The sequence below is a fragment of the Providencia sp. M-27 genome, assembly GCF_011077905.1.
In the GTDB taxonomy this organism is placed as follows: domain Bacteria; phylum Pseudomonadota; class Gammaproteobacteria; order Enterobacterales; family Enterobacteriaceae; genus Providencia; species Providencia huaxiensis.
This window is the reverse complement of sequence record NZ_JAALBT010000028.1, coordinates 1-23,886: the sequence shown is the minus strand read 5'-3', so window position 1 is coordinate 23,886 and position 23,886 is coordinate 1. Positions and strand designations below refer to the sequence as shown.

The following is a 23,886-nucleotide window of genomic DNA, read 5'->3' as shown; positions in this document are numbered from 1 at the left end:
TTGTTCTTTTCAGCGTCCGCAGTGCTGCTAATCACCGCCCCATCGAGTTGCGTATGATTACCGACGGTGATATCAAAACCGCCTTTGCCTGCATTAATACCCGTTTGTTTATCTACCGATTGATAATCGCTGTGCATCTCGGTTTTATTAACATTCACTGAAGCGGTGGTATTTAAGCCTGTTCCAATACTGCCGCTTAAACTGCCGCCCTGTTGCTTTGAGTCATACTTATCAGTAACTTGTTGGCTCGATAAAGTTAAATCCCCGCCCACATTGGCTTTAACAGTTTCCCCACTCGCGTGTGCGCCTGTCAGCGTGGTATCTTTGCCGCTGTTGAGGGTCAGTTGTTTGCCTGCGTTCACTTCCGTATCGGTGTAGAACTGGCTGTCACCTTTTTCAAAGCCGCTGCCTTTATTCACACTCGCATTGACATTCCAACCGCCCGTACTGATACCCGCACCGATTGAGCCACCTTTGCTTTCGTTTTTCCCATCCACTTTTTGCGTGTTGGTGGCACTGGTCAGGTTGATATCATTTTTGGCGGTTAACGTGACGTTTTTATCCGCATCCAGTTGGCTACCTTGTACTGTCAGATCCCCTTGGCTACCCTCTTTTTTACCCGTCGCAGTAAGGGTGATGTTATCCCCCGCACTTAAACTACTACCTGACGCCGTATGCTGCTCGGTTTTGGTGGTCGATTTAGACGAACTGCTGCCATATGACACATTAACGCCAAAGGCATCTGCCACACTGCCGCCTTCTTTCAAACCTGCTAGCTCACCCGCTTGTTGAGCCTGAACACCTTGTAGACCTGCCTTCATCCCTTTAAGGGCCGCTAATTGTCCGTCATCTTCTTGTTTTGCCGATTTCGCGGTCTGCGCCATTCCATCTAACATGCTGCCCGCTGCACCGCCGAGGGAAACCGTCAACCCGCTGGATTTGGTTTCCACTGTGGTGATATCGGTACGGCTATTTTCAGCCGCCGTAATATTCACATCACTACCGGTCACATTGATATCTTTCGCCGCAATCACATCACTACCATGAATGCTTGCTGTACCACCTGCGGTCAATGTCACATCGCCTGCCGTACTCCCAATCACACTGCCTTTTTTCTGGTTACTATCCGTATCGGTGGTCACTTTCTGTGAATTTGAACCAACCGTGAAACCAATGCCGCCGGTGCTCATCAGGCCTGACTTGGTTGTTTTCGACATATGTGTTTCATGGGACGCTTCATCAGAAGTGGTCACATTTAACTGATTTCCAGCGGTAACATTGACATCGTTGGTTCCAAGTAAATTACTCCCTTCGATATTGACGTTGTTCCCTGCGGTCACTTTCACACTATCGCCGCTAAACGTACTACTGATAGCGGTACGTTCGTTCACCTCATCATGAGTTTCTTTTGTCGTGCTTGATAAAAAGCCTTTATCCGTGCTTTTTGTGTGTTTCGCATAGTCACTGGTTTCAATACCAGAGGTAATATTGATGTCACGTCCAACATTGATCGCCAGCTCTCCACCGCTGGTCACAGTCGTTGCACGAGCGGAAAGATCTTGCCCAGCCGATAAGGTTAAATCCCCTTTAGTTTGGATTTGCGTGCCGACTTCAGTGCTATTAGCCCCACGATAGTAATTGCTTGAATTATGCGTGTAATCAAATGCCGAGCTGACATCACGAGTTTCTAAACTAATATCGCGTCCCGCAATAATGGAAGTTTTGCCATCAACGCCTAAATTGCCGACATCTGTGGCGATCAAGTTGATATCTTGTACCGCTTTTAAGATAAGCTGGCCATTATCACCTGTGACATAAATACTGGCTGGTCGGTCGAGCCATTGTGATTGGCCATCTCCACGCTGCGCAGTTTCACTGAGAATATCGCGGCCAGCTGAAAGCGAAACGCTGTCTAATCCACGAATTTCCCCACCGATATTCTTAATATCTTTTAGGGTGTCAAGTTGTACATCTTTACCTTGAATGCGCCCACTATTTTCGATATTTTCAGCACGTAAATCGGTCAGTTCACGACTACTGATTTCACCGCTATTAAGGATATTACCGGTCATGTTGGCGGAAACATTACGCCCCGCTAACAATGCACCATTACCGTTTAAGTCCCCTTGACGGGCTCGGACATACACTTGCGGAACACTAACCATTTCAACGCGGCCATCCGGCAGTGTGACTTCTTTATTCACCATCCACACGATGTCTGTGGTTAAGTTCGCCATTTGCTCTGGTGATAATGCAATGCCCGGAGTCAGGTTAAATTGCTTACCAAACGCAACACCGTTAGTTAGCAGCGCGCGATATTGCTCTTCATCACTATTGTAGTTGCCTAATAAGCGCTGTCCTGTGGTTTCAATCAGTTGATCACGAACTAAACGTTGCTCATAGTAACCATCCCCCAAACGCTTATGGAGCTGCTCATTGGTGACAATATCAATACTCGACAACCATTTCTTGTAGTTAGTGAAACGCGGGTCGGTTTCAATCAAAAATTGGCTATCACTACCCGGTGTTAAGTTAAACAGACTATTGTCGGGTAATTGAGTGTTTGGCCCAACGGTTCTTATCACGGTATCGAGGTTGTCTTTCCCCTGAGGCCCAGTCTCCGCAGTGATATTTTCCCCTTTGCCTACATCAGTTTGCCCTTGAATGTCAGCCCCGTTACCGATGTTGGCATCATCAGCGTGTAATGATGAGTCAACCGATTTGTCGTCTTTAACATCCACTTTGTCTGAAATTGAAGGTAACTGCGCCACTTCCATTTGTTGGCCTGGCTTCAGGTCTAATGGCGTGTTTTTGCTATCTTTTAACGCTTGCTCAGTAACAGCTGCACCTTGGTTTTCTTGTTGATTAGCGTCAGAAACACGTTCGGCTTGCCCATCCAGTTGGTTCACTTTCACTGAATCGAGCTGAGTTTTATTGATCCCCCCCGCGTTCTCGGCAACCTCTAATAGATGTAAGGCTAAATCTTCTTCGCTATTAACCCCTTGGTATTTTGACGTGCTAGTACGCGTTTTCCATTTTTTACCACCTTTATAGCGATAAATCGTATTTCCATCTTCAAAGATACGGCGAACACCCTGTGCTTCTTCGTTGTTGAGATCATAGCCTGTTAAGATCAGGTTTTGCCCCGCAACAACGCGTGAATTTTCATTGTTCAGCTGCTGACCATCAATCGTCAAGTGCTTTCCACTCGTAATCAATGCGGCATCGCGTTTGATAACTTGGGTTTCATAAATGATACGGTCGTAATCGTATTCATAAAAATTCTTAGTCCAGTTACCATACTCAAACATCCGCCAGCGATTAGATTTTTCATAATGAATACCCACTTCCTTGTTCAGCGTACCATCTTCATTAATAGCGTAACGCGTTTGGTTGCCATTACGCGGCTGAATTTTATAACGTCGCCCATTACCAAAATCGTACCAATCAAAATGTTCACGGCTCACTTCCACGGCTTCATCAGTCAGTTGTAAATGGATATCTTTATTTTCAAGTAAATCCGTTTTTAGTGTGAGGTTACCTGCCGCTTCAATGTTAGCACTATGGTTTTTCACGCTTTTAGCATGACCGGTGGCTTTTAGCTGGTCGTTTAATTGGCTACCGATAGTTAAATCACCATCACTGTAAATTAAAGCGTGATCACGGTTCAACAGTTCACCAACTGCAAGGTTGGCCTCTTTACGCCCAGCAATAACCGCTGCTTTATCTCCTTGTTTATCATTGACTAAGCTATTTACTGCGATGGCAAGGAAATCACCATAAATGCGGCCTGTTCCTAAGTTACTTAAGGAATTAGCAACAATATGGGTTAATACGCCATCAATGAGCCCAGTGTTATGTACCTGACCACTGGCTTTTATACGGGTACTTTGCCCACTGATCTCACCTGAAAGTTGGTTAATAACGGTCGTTGTGTTTAAAACCAGCTCGCCAAGACTAGAAATTAACCCTTTATTGGTAAAACCTTGAGCAAAATTAGCCGTTAGGTTTTCACCTGCCTGAATGCGTCCCGTATTTTCAAATAGTTGATTGAAGGTGAGCGATAACGCTTTTTGCGCGATAAGTTTACCTTCACCTGTTAACTGGTTCGCCGTGATCGTGGCAGAGCCATTACTGACTATCACCCCTTGCTGATTTAATACCGCTAAGACTTTACCTTGCGCTTTATCGGTTACATTCAAATCCGTTCCCGCAGATAGCATCCCTTGTATGTTATTCAGGCTTTGTGCGATATTCGCTTCAATCGCTTGCCCTGCACGAACCGCCCCGCTTTGGTTATCTAAATGTGTGGTTCTGAGGTTAACATTTGCCCCTTCAAGGCCTTTACCTGCTTGAGCTGTATTTTTGTTATCAATAGACTCCGCAGAAATATCAAGGTTTTCATTGGCTTTGATCCAGCCTTGTTGGTTTTCAATTTGCTGTTTGACTACCAGTTCAACATTATTGAGACCTTGAATAACACCACTCATATTATTGAGTTGTTGGGTATTTACGTTCAGGTTTTGACCGGACAAAACCTGCCCTTGCTGGTTATCAATCCGTTGATGAATATCCAGCGTTGTACTCCCCTGAGATTGAACAACCCCTTCAGTATTATCGAGGTTTTTTCCTGTCACTTTTAACGCCGATTTGCTCAGTAATAACCCTTTTTGGTTATCAATTTGCTCAGCATTCACTGTGAGTCCAAGTTTTCCTTGAGCCACACCTTGGGTATTATTTAAATCCCCAGTATTCAATTCAAGCTTGTCATTACTCGCTAATGTCCCTTGCTGATTTAGCAATGCCTGCTGCTGAGTATTGATATCCATCGACTGCCCAGCGAAAATTTGCCCGTTCTGGTTCTCAATACCTGTCGTGGTGAGTGATGCCGCCCCTGAGCTTTGAATTTGCCCCTGCTGGTTAAGCAGTTTGCCACTGTCAATCGATAAGCCGCCACCACTTAATAAACCACCATTTTTTTGCGTAAAGCTATTGTTTATCTGCTTACCATGGGTGTTGAGTGTGAGCTGCTTTCCTGCTTGAAGTCGACCTTGTTGGTTATCCAGTGCCCCCGTGTTTGCCGTTAAATTATTGACGGCAAGAATTTCCCCCTCCGTATTATCAACACGTTTTTTCTGACTATCGAGGGAGATTTGGTTCGCTTGTATTTGCCCTTGGCGATTGATTAACTCACCAATTGTCATCGCCAGATTTTGGCTAGCAAAAATGCCTTGATCGGCTTTTTTAGCAAGATTCGTCAGTTTCTGCCCCTGTGTGTCAATACTCACAGAGCGGCCTTTAATCACGCCTTCACGGTTATCCAATAGTTGCGTTGTCATTGAGAGTTCAGACTGGCTGCCCACCAAGCCTTGCTGGTTGTTAACACCTTGGCTGTTCAGATTAAGCGTGTTTTTCGCCACAATACGGCCTTGCTCATTATTGAGTACCCCCGTTGTTAGGGTTAACCCACCTTGCGCATAAATGCCTTTATTGTCACCGCTTTGGGTATTATTGAGCTGCTCACCGTGAGTATCAATCAGCATGTCATTACCTGATTGAATTGACCCTTGTTGGTTGTCAATTTGGCCACTATTTAATACTAATGTTTGCTGAGCTAATAACGAACCTTGTGTATTATCAAACCGCTGGTTATGGGTATTAATATTAATGGTATTTGCTTGTAAATAACCCAACTGGTTTTGTAGTGCTTGGTTGCTCATCTGCAACAGTTGCCCTGCGGCAATTAACCCTGCTTGGTTATTGATACCATTAGCCACATCCAGTTTTGCATCACCATGGCGAGCAACCAATTTTCCTTGCTGGTTTTCGATATCACTTGCCGTTATGTTCAGCCCATTCTCACCAATGAGAGCCCCGCTTTGGTTTAATAATTCACGGGTTAAATCAATGCCTAGCTGACCATTTTTTGCAGTGATAACTTGTCCATCACGATTATCAAGACTATTGGCGGTTAATGAAAAGTCGCCATTACTGCCTATTTCACCCGCTTGGTTATTCAGCTTCCCTTGTAAATTGATTTTCCCGGCTTTATCGCCAGTTTGTAATAATTTCCCGCCTTGGTGATCAAGGGTATTTGCCGTTATTAAGATATGATCTGCTTGGGTGACAGCCTGATTTAGCGAAAGCATTCCACCTTCAATATTCAAGGTGTTCGATGCCAGTATTTCACCTTCATCACCGTCTAGTGATTGACTATTTAAGGTGACATTCCCCATGCTCGCAATCACTTTACCTGTGCGGTTAATCAATGATTGGGTTTCCACAAATACACCCTGCCGGCCGGTCAATGCTCCACCTGTGTTATCCAGCACTTGTTGAATTTGTAAATCAAGCTTACCCATTCTTGCGCTGAATATTTTACCTTGTTGATTATCAAGGGTATTTGCTTTGATTAGCCAAGAGCCGTTACCACTGATATCCCCTGCGCTATTGTTAATCTGTTGGGATACCTCAATAGTACCTTCACGTTCACCCAGTTGGGTCATTGTTCCTTGCTGATGGGTTAAATTATTCGCTCGCAATTGGATATGCTGCGCTTGCGTATTTGCGGCTGTCAGGTCAATCCCTTTACCACTTAGTGATAAATCGCCTTGAGCAATGATTTCCCCACGCTGACCTTGCAAGTCTTCAGTGGTCAGCAGCATATTCCCTTGTTTACTAATTGCTTTACCGTCAATATTGGTGAACGACTGTGTGTTAAGGGTAAAGTCTTGTTCTGCAAATAAGGTGCCTTGGGTGTTATCTACGCTCTGCTTCGCATTTAGGATTAGTGACCCGACTTTTGCCGCGACCACAACACCTTGCTGGTTAGCAAGCGTATTGACATCAAGACTTAGTGTGCCTTGGCTGCTAATATTCCCTGACTGGTTATCAAGGGTTTGAGCAAGCTTGATTTGCCCTTTTTCACTGCCCGTTTGCAGCATTTTCCCACGCTGATGAGACAGGTTTTGTCCTTCAATTTGGATGTTATCGGCCTGCGTCAACGCGTCATTGAGGTTAAGTTCATCCCCCGTTAAAGCCAGTTTGCCTTTCGAGAGAATTTCCCCTTTTTCACCATCCAACTGTTTAAGTGTCAATTGGTTATCACCAAAGCTGGCAATAATTTTACCGGATTGGTTAATTAAGCGTTCCGCTGCTAGCTGAATACCTTGATTGCCTAATAATGTCCCTTGTGTATTATTCAGCGCCTGTTGAATAGCCAACGTCAAATGACCTAATTTTGCCGCAATAATTTTGCCGTCTTGGTTGTTTAGCCCGTTTGCCACAATATCAATTTGGCCATTACTGGAAATTTCACCTTTCTGGTTATCAAATTGGTTTTGAATATGTAGCTCAGTTTTACCTTCCCCAGTTTGCAACAAGGTGGCACCCTGATGGGTAAAGTTGTTGGCTAAAATAGAAACTTGGCCTGCTTGCGTGAAGCCTTGGTTTAAATTGATATCGGCACTTTCTATGCGCAATGCATTTTGCGTATAAATAGTCCCTTTTTCACCTGCTAAACGATTTGCCGTTAATAAAGCAGCACCGGATAAACTGCTCATTTTACCTTGCTGGTTGATCAGCTTATCGGCTTTGATCATCAGGTACTTATCGGTTTGAATAACCCCACGAGTATTATTCAATTCACCAGCAGATGTTAGGTCTAAACGATGGTTCGAGCTAGTGAGGATTTTACCGTCCGTGTTGTCAACGGCCCCTGCTTGTAAATTCAGATCACCTTTGGATGCAATACTCCCTTGGTTGTTATCTAATCCATTAGCTACATTGAGTTTCAGCGTTTTATCACCCGTCTGCAGCATATTTCCTTGACGATGAGATAACGTATTTGCTTGTAAAGTGATGTGATCTGCTTGTGTTGTACTTTGGTCAAGATTGGCCGATTTTGCGGTTAACCCCAGTGCACCACTGGTCAGAATTTCCCCTTTCTGCCCATCAAGCGTATCTGTCTTGATGATCAGGCCTTGTTTACCGGATGCGAGTATCGTGCCTTGTTGGTTGCTCAGGTTTTTGCTTTGAATATCGACTTTGCCATCACGGCTGAGTAACTGCCCAGACTGGTTATTTAACTGCTGCGTCGTGATTGAAGTATCACCTGCAAGGTTAATTTCCCCTTGCTGATTGTTTAATAGCTTGGTATTTAAGGTGTTTTTTGAGTTACCCGTTTGTACCAATTTGCCTTGCTGATTATCAATTAACTCAGGTGCAATTAACGTGAGCTCATTGGCAACAATCTCGCCGCGCTGATTATCAATGCCCGTTTTAGCCGTCAATGTGGCTTTATTCGTGGCTTTTAGGTGCGCATTTTTCGTTCGAATATCGGTTGTCGTTGAGGTCAACACAATATTGTTGGCTTGGGTATTAGAATCAGACAAATCGAGTGAACTACCTGTCGCGGTTAAGGTGTCTTTGGCGACAATATCCCCTTGTAATGCAAGTGATTTATCCCCTTTAACTGTTAATGACCCCGCAGAAGTCAGCTTACCTTTGCTATCGACCCCTGCCGCCAATAGAGCACTACGATCACTGTTAATTTGCTCTGCATGAACTGCTGCATCACGCCCTGCAACGATTTGGCCTTTATCGGTGTTAGTTATTGCCTGTTTCGCTTTGAGCTGGATATCGTTTTGCGCCAGTATAGTACCGGTATTATTGATAGCATCTTGGCTAGTCAGGGCAATATTTTGGCTAGCGGTGATCACGCCAGAGTTACCTACTTTCCCATCCGCTGACAGGGTAATATCCCCGACTTGTGCCCCAATATGCCCCGCATTACGCACGCCTACACCGTGCTCTGTCCCACGCATTTTAATAGTATTGGCGTACATCCCCCCTAATGCGGCAACATCTAAAGCAAATTCAGGCTTATCATCGGCAGAGGAATTATCCGTTTTAAGAATGGTTGTTCCATCCGCTGCCACGGTATTTTTCCCTGTCGTGATCGCTAAATCTTTGGCATGCAATTTCGCATTGATATTCACTGAGCGGGCAATCAACGCGGTGTAGTTGGTACCATTGCCATTATAGCCTTTCCCAAGAATATTGATGCTGCCTTTATCGACCTCAAATCCTTTGATTTTACCGTTTTCAATTAAAGTTTTTCCCGCCGATAGCAAAGCTTTATCGGCATTGATAAACCCGCAACCGTTACAGGTGATCCCCGCAGGGTTGGCGATGATCACATCCGCTTTTTTCCCTGCCACTTCAATAAAACCATTAAGTTGACTCGGGTCACGGCTATTTACCTCATTGAGGATAATTTTGGCTTCCCCTTTAGCGAGCCAATCATTACCTTGGATCATCCCACCAAGTTGTGTGTTCGTGTTGGTGCTGCTGTTATTGAGGATCGCCCCTTTATGATCAACATCGAACTGGCTGTATTGGTTACGAGAGACGCCATCACGGTTAGGCGCTTGAATATTAACTTGCGGTAAACCATTTTGCGTATTAACAATGGTCGGTTGTTGGTTACCCGGAGCCTTACCATCTGCAACGATGGTCGATGACGAAACGCTAAAGCTCACCATTCCTAATGTAAACCACAAAGAAGTGACTATCGGTTTAATTGACCAGCGCACTCGTCTACTTGTTACTTTCTCTACGTGATTTTCACTCGAACCCGCAGGACCCGCACGATGGCTGCGCGTAATATCTGAAACCACCATCACCATTTGGCGAGCAGCATTAAAAATTAGGCGGTAAAATAACTTGTTCATCCTGAGAGTCCTTAATAATTCCAGTTTACAGAGAAAGCAAAAGTGGCAGGGTCGGTTCTAAAACCATCAGGTTTAGAGAAGGGAGTACCGATAGATAAGTCATAACTCAAATTGGCAGGGGTTATTGCCCCACGTAGGCCAATCGCCCCACCCGCAAGGTGAGTCCCTAAATTCTGGTTAGTCCAACGCCCACTGATTTTGCCGTAATCAGCCCCAACATAGAGCTCTTGAGCAGGAATAGGCAGTGACCATGACAAGGTGTTGCGAAGTGTCCAGCCTTCATCCGCACTGAGTGTGCGCTCACCATCAAAGCCGCGCACCGTCCAGCGGTTACCAATACTAAATTGATCTTGAGGCGTTAAGGGACGGTCGCTTATTTGACGCGAATACTGAGTATCAAAACGCAACGATTGTTCGGCCACTGTAAAAGGGATACTAGCTGATGCGTTAAACTGCATCACAATCGCGAGGGCTGTCGCATAATCTTGAGAAGCTTTACTACGAAACTCTTCAAAAGCAGGCATAGCGCCAAACCAACGCGTCCCGTGTTGGTAACTCGCCCCCACGTTAATGGTTGATTGCCCCACATACTGGCGATGGTTTAGACCTAACTTCCACGCTGTAGTGCGCCGTTTTTGATTTTCAATTTCAGTGTTTTGCACAAAGTTACGGGTTTCGCGCAAATTCAGATCATAGGTAGCGGTGGTTTTCGCTGTGGCATCACGGTAAAGCACATTGCTCAGTTGCAAATTCAAGCTTTTACTTTTACCGCGATATTCAATATCACTATTTGCACCAGCAATAGTTTGAGTGTATTCATAATCACTCGCGGTGGTGGCAAACTGCCAATAACCAAACGGCACCGAGTAGTGCGCGCTGTAATTGGTGGTGTCTTTATCGCTAGAAAAACTTAAATCGCGAGTCGCTGTAAGATAGAAAAGATCGCTGAGAGAAGTCGGGTTATCCAATGCAAGCATCACACCCGCTTGGTTTTTACCGGTACTTTTTGAACCCGTATTATCCACCCACGCGCCCGCATGCCAATAGCGTGATTGCTGACGGTTGATCACAATTTGGGTTTCACCCGGGCCATCACCGGGGATCATTTCCATCGATGCTTGTACGGTTGGCAAACGTTGTAGGTTTTCTAAGCCTTGCTCAATATCCCTCAAATCCAATAAATTACCTGAATGGGCTGGCATTGCGGTATACAGCGTACTGTATTGTGATGAGTCATCAGTAAAAATGACTTTTTGTACTTTGCCTGGCATGACAACTAATTGGAGAACTCCTGTTGATAAATCTTGTTCAGGAACCAATACACGACTGGTGATCCAGCCGTGGCTAATCAGCCGATTTTGTACGTCAGTGACTAATAAATTGATGCCATCAACACCAATACAATGACCAACAGCCTGACCCGCTAACCTTTCGATAGGTACCCAATGTGGGAAGGCATCTTGCCCTCTGACAACAACCTGTTCAATTAAAAAACAAGGAGTCTCTTGCGGAAATTGCAGACGTGTTTTTGCAATGGAAGCAGATAAGTTCACATCGGGAGATTTTGCATCAAACTGCTGTTGTAACGTTTGTTGCTGATGCGTTTGACGATTGAACAAGTTATCTGTGTTATCTGGTTTCAATAATGACGCTTTTGCAAGAGCAGGAAAACAAAAGGCAAAACAAATTGATCCGTTCAGTAAGGTACGTACATTAAGCATTAGTTTTTTTTAACGGTTTGGATTTAGGTTAAGTTAATATACGCAACTTTACATACTTTTTATTAAATAACAATCCAATTGGTTCGCATTTTTTGTTAATTGTCTGCTTAATTTTAAAATAACCAATTACTTTCAATAAAAACAAAATAAACCTATATATCAATTAATTATAAAAATAAAAAACAAATTTAACTTGTAGGGAATATTATATTCAAGCCAGATAAACATCAAAAATGCACCTTAAGGTGTAATTTTTAGTGACTAAAAATCAAATAGTTGTAGTACCCTCTCTCTTATAAAGAGTAAAGAAAATCTAACCAATTACATTTGAAATAAATTATTACAACTTTATAAAAAAGAGGGTAAGAAAGATCGGTAATTAGGGCATATCAACGCCCTAATTACCTATTGATGAGAAGAGGTGAGCAGCTAACTATTGCTAATATTAAGTTTCAACGCAGCAGCTATCGCAAGTGGCGAAAAAGTAATACTGGCGGCAAACAGCGCTGCGAGAATGGCAAAATAGCCATCTAGCGGCATTTTAAAGCTATGCGCCTCCATTGTACCTGTTGCATAGATAAGCACAGGAATATAAAGCGGTAAAACTAGCAGGCTGACTAAAACGCCACCTTTTTTTAAAGAAACCGTTAATGCCGCGCCTATCGCACCAATAAAACTCAATACAGGCGTACCCAGTAACAATGTTCCCGCTAAGACAAATAGCGTGTCTGCGCTAAAAGACAGCATTAATGCAGCAACTGGAGATAACAAGATCAAGGGCAGCCCAGTGACTAACCAGTGTGCAATGACTTTAGCAAAAACGGTAATAAATAAGGGATGTGGAGCCAAAAGTAGCTGTTCAAGGGAACCATCGAGGTAATCATCCTTAAATAAGCGCTCTAACGATAACAGCGAAGACAAAATAGCGGCAACCCAAAATACCCCAACCGCAATACGTGCTAATAACTGAGGTTCAGGACCAATACTAAGAGGAAATAGTGTGATAACAATTAAGAAAAACCACAACGGGTTAACCAATTCAGAAAAACCACGAAAAGCAATTTTAAGTTCTCGTTTAATTAATAACCAAAACATGTTTCAACCCCACCCGTCAGTTTTAGTGAGCCAAATTGCCCTGACATCGCTTGGTGAGAGGTAAACAAAATAATCCCCCCTTGCTCTGCATGTTGATGAAAACGTTCTGTTAAACGTGCCACTCCCGCAACATCAATTGCAGTAAAAGGCTCGTCAAGTACCCACAAAGGGGCTTCGCTTAGCCATAACCTCGCTAAATTAACACGCCGTTGTTGGCCCGCAGACAATTGACTTACAGGGATATCTTCATAACCAATTAGCGAAACTTCCTCTAAAGCGGCCCAAATACGGTCACCTTCACTGCCTTTATTATGCATTCGGTAATAAAATTTGAGGTTTTCATACGGGGTCAATAATGATTTCACTGCGGGTTTGTGCCCTAAATAAAGCAGATGGCGCGTAAACTCTTCTTTCAGTTTTTCAATCGATTGATTATTCCAACAAACCGCACCCTCATCAGGCTTTAATAGCCCCGCCATCATGCGTAACAAGGTGGTTTTCCCCGCACCATTAGGCCCTTCAACTTGCAAGATCTCACTGGGCTGAACGGTAAAATTTAGCTGGTGAAATAGAACCCTATTTTGCCGAAGGCAACTCACATCTTGAGCACTTAGCATGCAGCACAATTCCTGTTGTTTTTATTTTAAAGGTTAGCTTTTTGCAACTTTGTTCAACAGCATATCACTAATAGAGTCGCTCGATATTGCTTCACCGCAAAGCACTTGCATCAAAACCTCTGAACCTAGTGTAGATAATGAAAACAACATATCAGGCTTAAGTAAGCGAACTTTATCCATATTGCTTTCTTGGTTAATTAGCACCACAGTTTTTACCGAACTATTTTCCCCCGCTTGCTCTTTCACCCCCAATAAAGCGAAAGTACTGAGCGAATCGCTATCTGTCATGACTAACACACACTTTGCGTGTTTAACATTAGCTGCGGCGAGCAATTCGGAACTGGTTGGGTCACCGGTCACAATATTATCCTTTTCAGGGTAATGGCTGCGATGGTTTTCTTGGCAAATCACGGCCACCGGCAGTTCTCGGTTTTTCAGCCCTTGATAGACATTGACGGCCATTGGTGTGCTACCAATCACCACATAATGATTTTTCATATAAGAAAACCTCTTACGCACGATTTCTTTCGTACCTTTAGCTAACACCCCAACAATATAAACCACTGAAGTGGTAAAAATTGTGATCCCTAAAATAATCACTGTCACTGTGAATACACGCGCATCAACCGTAACCGGAACAATGTCACCAAACCCGACCGTTGTCATGCAAACTAAAGCAAAATAAAAGGCCGTTGTGCCGTCTTTAACGACTGGTGAAAATTCATCACCAATATATAAAGTACCAAAAATGGAATACAGCAATAATGCAATAATACAGGTTATTGCCACAAACCCGGCACTGGTTAAGCTATGGTGATGATACAGCTTCCAAAAAAGGCACAAAGCAACCAATAAAAAGAGGGAAAAATAACCTTGATGTATGTTTTCTTGTGTTAACCGCAGGTCAACAAATGAAATAATCCCAAGTAAAAATAATGAAAACACCCAAGCGATACGGGCTCCGTTAACCATAAATAGCGATAGGAAAATCAGTGAAATTCCCAATAAAAATCTCGGGATATCCAGCAATTTCATAAAACCCAGTGACTTCAACCACTGTGTTAGCCCAGACTCACGCCAATCAATGTAGTCGGTATAAGCGCTTAATACAGGCTTTAAAATCATTGCGCCATCAATAATAATTAGCAATGAAAGAAGCACCCTAATTGATAGGGGTGATTTCAAAAAAGCCACAAATGAGTTATCTAACATGTATTGCTCTCACCCTTCACTGATGCATTCACCAAATTTTCTTATATACCATAAATATGTCAAAGGATAGTATCAATGGCGTAAAGACGATTACAAATGCTAATTCGCCATTTACTATTTTGCTAATGGCGGGCAAAACATCGTCTATAATTGAATATCACAAGAACTGCCCCATTAAAACCAAACACGTTCTTTGCAAAAAAAACACTAATAAACATAGCGTTACGGAATTATTAAGAAATTATTATTTATAAAGGATATATTTTGGAACTTAAACTACGTCTTTATATCTAAAAATCGATTTCTCAATTATTTTTTAATTCGACTTAACAATAATAGAAAACAAGAGTTTAAAAACCTATGGGTAACACTACACACTCGGAAAAATTTAGCTGGATCTCACTGCTCTGGTTACTAATCTACTTTTGGTATTTTTCATCCCTATTACAACTGTATGTGCTAGTAACAGGGCAAAGTAATTCCATTGGCCTAAGAGATTCACTACTCTACAGCTCTCTTTGGTTGATCCCTGCCCTACTTTTTCCTAAAAAAGTTAAGCTAATTGCAGGACTAATTGGGATTGTTTTATGGCTTTCCTCGGTCGTTGCTCTCGCTTATTTTGTTGTTTATGGGCACCAAATATCACAAAGTGTCATGTTTGTGATGTTTGAAACCAATACCAATGAAGCAGGCGAATTCCTTAAGCAGTATTTTAGTTTCAAAGTATTAGGTGTCATACTCGCTTACACCGTCGTCGCTATCTTCCTTTGGACGCGCCTAAAACCGGTAACATTACCAAAACCAGGGCGCATCGGTATTTCATTGCTGATTTTAGTTATTTTGTTCGGAATTCCTTATTATAACAAAGGCATTAAACAAGACCGTCCAATTGCTAATGTCGCATCTTATTTGAATAGTAAACTCGCCTATGCTGCACCATGGCAGTTTGTTAGTGGTTACCTTTTATATAAAAACCAGCTGGCAAACATGGAGGAATTAATCCGCGACAACAGTAAAATTCCACCATTAGAAAACTTCGTCGATGCAAACGGTGACACCCCCCGCACATTTGTGTTAGTGATTGGTGAGTCCACCAGCCGTGATAGAATGAGCCTATATGGCTATTCACGCCCAACCACCCCTGAGTTAGATGAGCTAGCTAACGATTACCCTGCTAATTTATCTGTATTCAATGATGTGGTGACATCACGACCTTATACTATTGAGGCACTACAACAAATTCTGACGTTTGCGACACAAACAGAGCCTGAACTGTTCAATTCGCGCCCTTCTATCATGAACATGATGAAGCAAGCGGGTTTTAAAACGTTTTGGATCACTAACCAGCAGACAATGACTGAGCGTAATACCTTATTAACGGCGTTCTCTCGCCAAACAGATAAGCAATATTATTTGAACAATGACATGGCGCAAAGCTCACGTATTTATGATGACGTGGTTTTTTCTCCATTCAAAGAAGCGCTTGCAGACCCTGCAGAAAAGAAATTTATTGTTGTCCATCTGTTAGGAACCCATATGCGCTATGAATTCCGCTACCCAGAAGATAAAGCTATTTTCAAAGATAAAGACAGCGTGGTTCCAGCGAATCTAAATGATGATGAAGTAAAAGATTATAATGCTTATGATAACGCGCAATATTATAACGACTATGTTGTTTCAACATTAATCAAGGACTTTGATTCTTCAAAAGAAAATGGTTTTCTGGTGTTTTTCTCAGACCACGGTGAAGACGTTTATGATACCCCGCCTCATAAAATGTTAGGGCGCAGCGAAGGAAAGCCGAGTAAAGTCATTTACAATGTGCCTTTCCTAGTTTGGCAGTCACCTGAGTGGTTATCAACTCATCAATTTGATTTAAATGATAAAACAGCCCGACCATTCAGTAATATGGACTTTATCTATGCGTGGTCTGATTTAGCAGGTTTAAACTATACCGGGTTTGAGCCCGAAAAAAGCCTGTTTAATGAGGCATTTAAACCTCAACCTCGTTACATTGGTGACCCAGATAATAAATCCTCATTAATGCTTTATGATGATTTAAAACAATAATTAGGTCTCTGTCGGTGAAATGTTACCTGCATTTCACCGACTTATTCATTTAAGCTATAACTTTCAGGTGCTGTGCACCCTTGCGGTTTATTTTACCATCTCGCAAAATAAACGTGACTTCACCACGCCAAAATTCAGCTAAGAAAATATCGTTTATTGATTCAATACTTTGTAATTCAATTTGCTGTATTAACCAAGCCTCGTCTCTTTCGATAGATTCCAAACCATAGCTTCTAATTACCCCTTCTTTTATCAGGATCACTGATGGCATATTTTTTTCATCACAAATAATGGTTAGCTGCCCATCAGGTTCTATTTGCGCATAATAAATTTCTTGAAAGGAGTGAATGCCTTGTGCATGAATTCGAGATGAAATATTGATGAGGTCTATCTTATTGGCTTTTTCTAAGATGTTTTCCATTATAAATTGGCCTTTTTTAATAATGGGTATGGGATTACCAATGGCCACATTACGAAAAAAATTAAATTTTTTTGTTAAAAAGTTCAAAAAGCTTATAAACAAAACACCAATAATTAAAATAATCACATACTGGTACAATGGGATAGTATCACTGTAAATCACCCCACCAATAATGCCCCCTAAGACAAAATTACCAATAAAATCAATAGGAGTCATTTGGGAAAGCTGTGTTTTCCCCGATAGATTCATATGAGTGATAACAATGGCAAAACCGATAATAAATTTTAAAATAATCAACGAATAATAGTACGCCATAATGCTATTCCTTTGTTATCTAAGCCATAAATTTGTTTTCATTATTTATTTAATAATAAGTTCAATCAGTTTAGCTTGATTCTCTATCTTTTATAACTCTATAGCATGGAACAAAAGATGACTTTCCAAAAAATAGGCTTTCACTTGAGTTAACAACGAAAAAATATAGCTATTTCATTTAGTTACCTAATTATTTTATAACTCACTTAATTTCAACTATAGTTAAATATACAGATTGGCGATTATGCCAATATCGAGCTTCAATAACATTTTTACCAGCATCGTGCTAAGGATATGTTTATGAATATAAAACTCATCATTTCACTTCTTTTCGCGGGGATCGTTACAGTTATCGTAGGTTGTGATGACTCATCCAAACCAAGTGACACCGTTAAACAAGCTGAAGAAAAAGCCCAGCAACTAAAAGAAGATGGTGAACAAAAAGCTGATGAACTAACGAAAGATGCGCAAAACAAAGCTGAAGAGTTAAAACAAAATGCGTCAGAACTGAGCCAAGAAGTCAAAACAGATGCGATAAATAAAGCCGATGAAGTCGCAACCGATATGAAAGAAAAAACGGAATCACTCAAAGCAGAAAATGACGCAGAAACTGATAAAAAATAGTTTTCTTCTCGGTCCCCTTCAAGAATGTGGGCTTAAAATGCCTGCATTCTTATTTTCCTCAGAAAAGCACCAAAACCCTCCTAACTAATTCGCCATTCCACGATATAATTGCACTTCTTACTCGTTAGCTCTCAGGAAAACTAATGCAAATTAAATATAGCATTGGGTATGCAAACCCAGAACTCCTTACCGATGCCTTCAACCTGCGCCAACAAGTTTTTACTCAAGAGCAAGGGTTTCCCGCTGATATCGATGTCGATGAATATGATGAGTCCGCATTACATGTCATTTTGTATTTAGAAGGACAGCCTGCTGCGGTATTACGTTGTGTGCTACTTGACGATAACCTCATCAAAGTAGGCCGCGTTGCAGTACAAAAACCACACCGTGGTAAAGGGCTAGGACGTGAATTAATGAAATTTGTAGAGCAATATGGCCGTTCCCATCATTACCGTAGGATTGCGCTCTCAGCACAACATACTGCCATTGATTTTTACCATACTCTGGGGTACCAAACTGAAGGAGAAATGTATGATGAAGAGGGAATGGACCACATTTATATGACATTATCTTTAGAGTAATAATTGCTCTTGAATTAAATTTTCTCGCCTCTATATTGATATAAGGTCAATATTTAATCAATTAGGGGTGAATGATGGCAAATGGCTGGGCAAATGAAGATGCTGTTCAAGAACAAATTGATGCCACTCTCGATGATGCGGTAGCGAAAGCGCGTCGCCAATTGCACTCAGGTGAAAGTGCCGAGTTTTGTGAAGAGTGTGGTGAGGCAATTCCTGAGGCTCGCCGTTTAGCATTACCCGGCGTTAAATTCTGTATTAACTGCCAAAATGAATTAGATAAAAAACAATCTACATTTAGCGGCTATAATCGGCGTGGCAGTAAGGATAGCCAATTACGCTAATCACATTTCCTCCTCTACTTATCGATGGTTTTTACTTATCTCGTACTTACTTTCGCTCATTTACGTTAACTTATTGGTACAACATGTAAATATTACATTGTTAGTTATTAATTTAATGATAATTAACATGATATTTTTATCCTCTATTTAATGTTATTTCCCGATATTGTTGATCATTCACTCGTATCATGGCAGTATAACCGCCTATTTTTTAACTTATTGAAGGTGATAAAGACTCGGGTTTCATCATTATATTTGGCGGTTTAGTCTGCCATCAACACCCTATTATTGTTCTTTCTATCTCGTTTCCTTAGGGAACCTTTTCGCAATTATTCACTGTTTCATTAAGAAGGACAGCTCGCTGCATACTTTGTTGATATCGGTATGCCAAAAATAAAATAAAACAAAAGAAGGTTGTTATGAGTCAAATTGATACTGATTCTAAAAAAATTCGTTCTAAAATTAGTCCCCCTGTGTTTTATAGCTCTGCCATCATTATTTTGGTTATCGTAGGCTTTGCCGCTTTGATGCCAAAAGTCGCAGAATCTCATCTAAGTCATCTTCAACAAAATTTATTTAATAACGCTAGCTGGTTCTACATTCTTGCCGTTGCTATTGTTCTTTTGAGTGTGACTTATCTGGGACTCTCTCGTTATGGGCAAATAAAATTGGGGCCAGACCACGCCCAACCCAATTTTAGCTATGTGTCATGGTTTGCTATGCTTTTCTCCGCAGGTATGGGGATTGGGTTAATGTTTTTTGGGGTTGCTGAACCTGTAATGCATTACCTAAACCCGCCAGTTGGTGAACCGCAAACCATTGAAGCTGCTAAAGAAGCGATGCGTTTAACCTTCTTCCATTGGGGGTTACATGCATGGGCGATTTACGCCATTGTCGCATTAATTTTAGCATTTTTTAGTTATCGCCACGGCCTACCTCTGACATTACGTTCAGCCCTTTACCCTATTATTGGTGATCGAATTTATGGCTCTATTGGCCATGCAGTTGATGTGTTTGCTGTTGTCGGTACCGTATTTGGTGTCGCGACCTCATTAGGGTTTGGCGTATTACAGGTCAATGCTGGGATGAACCATTTATTTGGTTTGCCCGTTAATGAAATGGTACAAGTCGGGTTAATTATTGCTTTTACTGGTTTAGCGACTATTTCTGTCGTCTCTGGACTAGATAAAGGGATCCGTATTTTATCTGAACTCAACCTTGGCTTAGCATTTCTATTATTGCTGCTTGTGGTGATTTTAGGTCCTACTGTATTACTATTAAAATCTTTTGTAGAAAATACTGGCGGTTATTTATCTGAAATAGTCAGTAAAACGTTTAATCTTTACGCCTATGAACCCAAATCAAGCAGTTGGTTAGGTGGTTGGACGCTACTGTACTGGGGGTGGTGGTTATCTTGGTCGCCATTTGTCGGTATGTTTATTGCTCGTATTTCTCGCGGCCGTAGCATTCGTGAATTTGTTATGGGAGTACTGTTTGTCCCCGCAGGTTTCACATTGATGTGGATGACATTCTTCGGTAACACAGCGATTGACTTGATTAAAAATAAAGGCGCAACATTATTAGCCGAAACTGTTCAAGCGGACGTATCTCTCGCTTTGTTTGAATTCCTTAATTATTTTCCATTCTCTTCGGTCTTATCTTTCTTCGCCATGCTAATGGTTATTGTGTTTTTTGTGACTTCAGCGGATTCAGGAGCAATGGTCGTTGATACGCTAGCCTCTGGAGGCGATTCTAACACGCCAGTTTGGCAACGTATCTTCTGGGCAGGTTTGATGGGGGTAGTTGCCATTACCATGCTACTCGCAGGTGGTTTGCAAGCCTTACAGACACTCACCATTGCGAGTGCTCTGCCCTTTGCTGCCGTTTTGCTTGTCTCCATTTATGGGTTATTTAAAGCCTTACGCGTCGACGCTTATAAGCGAGATAGCCAGCAATTAGCCACCATCGCCCCTACCGCTAGCCGTAACCCGATTCCGTGGCAGCGACGCTTGCGTAACATTGTCTATTTCCCTAAACGTGCACATGTTAAGCGTTTTATGGAAGAATCTGTGAAGCCATCCATGGAAATGGTGTCTGAAGAACTCGCTAAGCAAGGTACTGTGTGCCATATCCATACCGATAAAGATGACCGAATTGGGTTTGAAGTCGATTTAGGCGACGATATGAACTTTTTCTATGAAGTTCGCCTCCGTTACTATATTCAACCGTCATTTGCGTTATCGGGTATGGGTACTGAAACAGATGAAGAAAAAAGCGAAGAACAACGCTACTATCGCGCTGAAATTCACTTAAAAGAAGGAGGGCAAGACTACGATGTGATGGGCTGGGCAAAAGAGCAGATCATTCACGATATTCTTGATCAGTACGAAAAACATATTCACTTCTTACACTTATTGGGTAAGTAGTCCTAAAAAAGAAACATTACCTAAAATGTGTCGATAAAAATTCACAGGCGGCTAAAATCATAACCGCCTGTGTTTATTCAATTGTCTATTAATACAATAGAATCCTATTTTATGACATTTGCATTTTTGATAATAAAGTACTGACGCTAGCTAAGTCTGGTAAGATTTTAGTGATCGTATATTCACATAATATTCCTTGAGTATTACCCTCTCCTTGTAAATAATATTTCATTCCAATCCCTGAGATTGATATTTTTTTATAGACGAATTTCGACTAAAGTAATTAATAGTAAAATCAGTTAATCGTTTTGCTAAATATCCAACACTCACAAGACGAAGTTGATTTCGGGGTCAGATCCCCATGATAGGTTCCACACTGGAACCCACCATGTGCACAAAGATTGAAAGTCAATTAAAAACAATATATTACACTTTCCTTTAACTAGTTAAGTTCACTGTACCACTACACTCTCCATATAATATTTAGGATATTTAAATTAACTCCACAATGAATGAATAACTATTAAATTTTACGCTAATTCGTTTCTTGATTAATTATAGAATTATTTTTTGGACCTGACCAAGTTAGTTGATCTTTTAACTCATCAGGTACTAAAATAAATAACATTCTAATATATTCTATATTTTTTGAGTAAAGCACACTGATTTTCGGAGTGCAATTTTCATAATAGTATTTAGCTTGGTAGTTTAAAAATGATATATCACTACTAGTGAACTCATTCGTTAGAATTTTATTTGGTAAGTTATGTATTAGCTCAGATTCATAATAACATGATAAATCCTTAGATTTTATTTTTTTATCCTGAGATTGAATATTTCTTATGTATGGAAGGATCCAAAATAACATGTCTACATATATTTCATTTTTTGTCATGATATTACCCTATTAATTTCTAGATGGTAATGGTTTTGCTCCAGCAGGAGCAGATTCAACTACAGTCCATCTACCATTTTCAATCAATTTATTAATATACTGCGAGTCACCTGTTTTAACATATATTTCTTTAGCTGCTACCATTCTATGATTGCCTTCTGATATATAATGAATACCTCTTTTATCGACGTATCCAGCAATAATACCTTCTGGTGCAGTGAATCTATAGTTATTGCTGAGCATATCTATTTTCATTTGATCTATTTGACTAGGATTTTTAAGGCCCGTTTGTGTACTTTTTATCATTAATGTTATTTCATCAGAGCCTAGTTTTGACACTGTCAATACGCTCTTTTGTATAAGTTGTTTTCCTATCCAACCTAATGAAATAACTGAGGCTTGTGTTTCAGGATCTGATATTAATACTGCTGCTTTTGTCCAACCCGGTGTTTTTGCGTTTATTTTATTTAAGTCTTGTGAGTTCCAATACATTAAGTACTGTTTTGCTAGGTCATTTTGCATGACATCAAAACCTAGATAACTAGCCCAGTAAGGCCTTTTAGCTAAATCAAATGCATTTGATATTCTCGTTTTAGTGATATCTTGTGTAACTAATGGGTTATTAGTTATTTCTACATCTAAATTGCCACTGTTTATTAAGCTGAACATAGCATATTTTTTTATTTGTGTAGCTTCGCAGTTTGTATTACCAGCACACTTTTGCATTTCATTATCAAAATCCATTGCAAGTTCATGAAGTAAGTGATTAAACCTGAAGGTACTTTCTCCCGAGTCCGCACCACTGTAGACCCCTCCGGCATTACCTGTGAATATTGCACCCGCAAATCCCCCTAACACGCGGGATAATTGAGCGTATTTCTCAGAATCTTTTTGCCATTCTTTTTCATTGATCAAATTGTTGTTTAGTGTGATCCCAGCTAACTGAACAGCAAGACTACCAACTATAGCCCCTTTTGCATTTCCGCCTGCAATTTCAGCGCTAATCCCCGAAACTACAGAGTGGCCTAAAAGCTTGCCTGAATGACCTAAGATGTCCCCTTTATCTCCAATTAGCTTGGCACCTTCGGCATTAATTTGACTCCCGATATTACTGAGTAAGGCACTCTTAAAGTTATCTGTAAAACTGCCACCTTGGATCGTGGTATTCACGGTTGAACTAATCACAGATTGCGCGGCAACACGCTGAGCAACCTTATTCCAATCCCCATTACTTAATAAAGGTAACTTAGCATTCCCCGGATTCCCTTTTGTCCATCCCATTTTGACATCTAAACCATTAAGCGCCCCGGAGATCACCATTTGAGCAACAATAGATTTAACTGTTTCGCTTTTACCTAGTGAATTAAGCGCTTTGGATAGGTTTCCTTGGTTTTCAGCCAGTGCGATCGCTGCTTGTGTTGAAAGAGCTGTCATACCAGAGTAAGCCGCGCCTGATATCACTGCAGCACTCGTACCACTACTCCCCGACGCGGCCCAAGCTGCAAATTTTGTTGCTGTACCTGACGTCATCGCTGCAACAGTTATCATAATCTGCGCAGCAGCAACCGGGTTTAAACTCTGGCTTTTATAATCCCAACTGTCATAGGCGTCTTTAACTAAGTTCCACTGCACATCTTCATGGTCTTTTAAGCCTGCAAGCCACTGTGTACCTTCTGTTTGGCCAAGAGCCTCTAAGGCATTTTCTAGGCTCTGACCATTTTTCGATTTAACATCCGCAGTGATCCCTTTATTCGCATCAACTGTTAGTTTTCCACCAATATGCAATGCAGGTAAAACCCATTTATCTGAGGTATAGCCTTTATTACGTTGGGTG

Annotated in this window: 13 protein-coding genes; 5 read left to right on the top strand and 8 right to left on the bottom strand. The window is 41.4% G+C overall.

Annotated elements, in window-relative coordinates:
• The 5 genes from G6Q48_RS20935 to G6Q48_RS20915 form a co-directional block, all read right to left on the bottom strand.
• On the bottom strand, positions 1–9,734 hold a 9,734-nt coding region (locus tag G6Q48_RS20935; protein WP_166268307.1), incomplete at its 3' end, for a two-partner secretion domain-containing protein.
• Between the two features lie 11 nt (positions 9,735–9,745).
• Complete coding sequence (locus G6Q48_RS20930) at positions 9,746–11,455, bottom strand: ShlB/FhaC/HecB family hemolysin secretion/activation protein (protein WP_166268305.1); 1,710 nt, start codon at positions 11,453–11,455, stop codon at positions 9,746–9,748.
• Between the two features lie 429 nt (positions 11,456–11,884).
• Entirely contained in the window at positions 11,885–12,550 is a 666-nt protein-coding gene (gene ccmB, locus G6Q48_RS20925; RefSeq protein WP_004905254.1) for a heme exporter protein CcmB, read from the bottom strand.
• Complete coding sequence (gene ccmA, locus G6Q48_RS20920) at positions 12,535–13,167, bottom strand: cytochrome c biogenesis heme-transporting ATPase CcmA (RefSeq protein ID WP_166268303.1); 633 nt, start codon at positions 13,165–13,167, stop codon at positions 12,535–12,537. Before ccmA ends, ccmB begins: the two co-directional genes overlap by 16 nt.
• A gap of 33 nt (positions 13,168–13,200) precedes the next feature.
• On the bottom strand, positions 13,201–14,379 hold the full coding sequence (locus G6Q48_RS20915; protein WP_102139482.1) for an ion channel: 1,179 nt from the start codon (positions 14,377–14,379) through the stop codon (positions 13,201–13,203).
• A 360-nt stretch (positions 14,380–14,739) separates the two neighbouring features.
• On the opposite strand from G6Q48_RS20915, the gene cptA reads away from it, so the two are divergent.
• The gene (gene cptA, locus G6Q48_RS20910; RefSeq protein ID WP_166268301.1) at positions 14,740–16,449 is read left to right on the top strand and encodes a phosphoethanolamine transferase CptA; all 1,710 of its coding nucleotides are present in this window, start codon (positions 14,740–14,742) and stop codon (positions 16,447–16,449) included.
• Between the two features lie 49 nt (positions 16,450–16,498).
• On the opposite strand, the gene G6Q48_RS20905 is transcribed toward cptA, so the two are convergent.
• A complete protein-coding gene (locus G6Q48_RS20905; RefSeq protein ID WP_166268299.1) occupies positions 16,499–17,185 on the bottom strand; it encodes a DUF421 domain-containing protein in 687 nt (228 codons plus the stop codon).
• Between the two features lie 300 nt (positions 17,186–17,485).
• On the opposite strand from G6Q48_RS20905, the gene G6Q48_RS20900 reads away from it, so the two are divergent.
• The 4 genes from G6Q48_RS20900 to G6Q48_RS20885 all read left to right on the top strand — a co-directional run bounded on the left by G6Q48_RS20900 (position 17,486) and on the right by G6Q48_RS20885 (position 21,157).
• A complete protein-coding gene (locus tag G6Q48_RS20900; RefSeq protein WP_166268297.1) occupies positions 17,486–17,809 on the top strand; it encodes a hypothetical protein in 324 nt (107 codons plus the stop codon).
• A 143-nt stretch (positions 17,810–17,952) separates the two neighbouring features.
• Positions 17,953–18,390, top strand: a complete 438-nt coding sequence (locus G6Q48_RS20895) for a GNAT family N-acetyltransferase (protein ID WP_166268295.1) — start codon at positions 17,953–17,955, stop codon at positions 18,388–18,390.
• A 74-nt stretch (positions 18,391–18,464) separates the two neighbouring features.
• Positions 18,465–18,731: a DksA/TraR family C4-type zinc finger protein gene (locus G6Q48_RS20890; RefSeq protein ID WP_036958544.1), complete on the top strand. Its 267-nt coding sequence runs from the start codon at positions 18,465–18,467 to the stop codon at positions 18,729–18,731.
• A gap of 419 nt (positions 18,732–19,150) precedes the next feature.
• A complete protein-coding gene (locus G6Q48_RS20885) occupies positions 19,151–21,157 on the top strand; it encodes a BCCT family transporter (protein WP_166268293.1) in 2,007 nt (668 codons plus the stop codon).
• A 535-nt stretch (positions 21,158–21,692) separates the two neighbouring features.
• Here G6Q48_RS20885 and G6Q48_RS20880 read toward each other — a convergent pair.
• Together G6Q48_RS20880 and G6Q48_RS20875 are read right to left on the bottom strand one after the other, a co-directional pair.
• Entirely contained in the window at positions 21,693–22,052 is a 360-nt protein-coding gene (locus tag G6Q48_RS20880; protein ID WP_102139489.1) for a zinc ABC transporter substrate-binding protein, read from the bottom strand.
• A gap of 12 nt (positions 22,053–22,064) precedes the next feature.
• The coding region (locus G6Q48_RS20875; protein ID WP_207393060.1) for a DUF637 domain-containing protein at positions 22,065–23,886 on the bottom strand (1,822 nt) is incomplete at its 5' end.

What these genes read in the sequence shown, in the direction of transcription:
- G6Q48_RS20930 (WP_166268305.1), bottom strand. Translation starts at nt 11,455, where the DNA reads ATGCTTAATGTACGTACCTTACTGAACGGATCAATTTGTTTTGCCTTT.
- ccmB (WP_004905254.1), bottom strand. Translation starts at nt 12,550, where the DNA reads ATGTTTTGGTTATTAATTAAACGAGAACTTAAAATTGCTTTTCGTGGT.
- ccmA (WP_166268303.1), bottom strand. Translation starts at nt 13,167, where the DNA reads ATGCTAAGTGCTCAAGATGTGAGTTGCCTTCGGCAAAATAGGGTTCTA.
- G6Q48_RS20915 (WP_102139482.1), bottom strand. Translation starts at nt 14,379, where the DNA reads ATGTTAGATAACTCATTTGTGGCTTTTTTGAAATCACCCCTATCAATT.
- cptA (WP_166268301.1), top strand. Translation starts at nt 14,740, where the DNA reads ATGGGTAACACTACACACTCGGAAAAATTTAGCTGGATCTCACTGCTC.
- G6Q48_RS20905 (WP_166268299.1), bottom strand. Translation starts at nt 17,185, where the DNA reads ATGGCGTACTATTATTCGTTGATTATTTTAAAATTTATTATCGGTTTT.
- G6Q48_RS20900 (WP_166268297.1), top strand. Translation starts at nt 17,486, where the DNA reads ATGAATATAAAACTCATCATTTCACTTCTTTTCGCGGGGATCGTTACA.
- G6Q48_RS20895 (WP_166268295.1), top strand. Translation starts at nt 17,953, where the DNA reads ATGCAAATTAAATATAGCATTGGGTATGCAAACCCAGAACTCCTTACC.
- G6Q48_RS20890 (WP_036958544.1), top strand. Translation starts at nt 18,465, where the DNA reads ATGGCAAATGGCTGGGCAAATGAAGATGCTGTTCAAGAACAAATTGAT.
- G6Q48_RS20885 (WP_166268293.1), top strand. Translation starts at nt 19,151, where the DNA reads ATGAGTCAAATTGATACTGATTCTAAAAAAATTCGTTCTAAAATTAGT.
- G6Q48_RS20880 (WP_102139489.1), bottom strand. Translation starts at nt 22,052, where the DNA reads ATGACAAAAAATGAAATATATGTAGACATGTTATTTTGGATCCTTCCA.